General features: G+C 45.8%; 1 protein-coding gene. It reads left to right on the top strand.

The window, feature by feature from the left end; genetic code table 11:
* Window positions 1–69: 69 nt before the first annotated feature.
* Window positions 70–836, top strand: a 767-nt coding sequence (locus ACT3QP_RS14945; protein ID WP_444526046.1) for an IS30 family transposase, incomplete at its 3' end; no start/stop codon positions are given.

Below are 836 nucleotides of genomic sequence, written 5' to 3'. Positions count from 1 at the left end.
AGGTGAAAAAAAGACCTAGATGCGCTAGCATCAAAGTTTTTATCCACCGACCAAAGTGAGATTGCAACCATGAGCTATACACATCTAAGCCTAGGTGAACGATACCAGATTTATGCCCTTAAAGGGGCAAAACATAGTATTAATTTTATAGCGAGGGTGTTAAACAGAAGTCCCAGTACCATATCAAGAGAGCTTAGGCGTAATAAAAGCCTACGAGGTTACCGAGCAAAGCATGCTAATAACAAGGCTTGTGACAGACGGGCTAACAACGCCACAACTATTGTGACTGACCTCTGGGCATGGGTGACAGACAAGCTTAAAGAGAACTGGAGTCCTGAGCAAATATCTGGCGTTCATGCTGGTATCAGTCATATGAGCATTTATCGCTATATTTGGCGTGATAAGAGGCAGGGCGGTACATTGTGGCAGTGTCTCAGACGTAAAGCCAAACCATACCGGCAGCGTCTAACCGCTGAGACCCGTGGTCGTATCAATGACAGAGTCTCGATTCATGAACGCCCTTGTATTGTTGAAGAACGCTCACGTATTGGTGACTGGGAAGCGGATACCATTATCGGTCAGCATCACAAGCAAGCGATTGTCACGCTCGTTGAACGTAAAACGGGGCTATTGAAGATGAAGCGTGTGGGTCATAAAACAGCACAGCAAGTATCAGAGGCAATGATAGAACTCTTAGCGCCAGTGAGGTTGCAGGTTAAGACCATTACCTCTGACAATGGTAAAGAGTTTGCTCAGCATAAGAAGGTGAAACAAAAGCTCTTTAGCCCTTTCTTCTTTGCCGATGCTTATGCGTCATGGCAGCGAGGAACCAACGA

This window comes from Psychrobacter sp. AOP7-B1-24, assembly GCF_052376215.1.
Lineage (GTDB): Bacteria > Pseudomonadota > Gammaproteobacteria > Pseudomonadales > Moraxellaceae > Psychrobacter.
The sequence above is the reverse complement of the archived record's forward strand: the minus strand, read 5'-3'. Positions and strand labels throughout refer to the sequence as shown.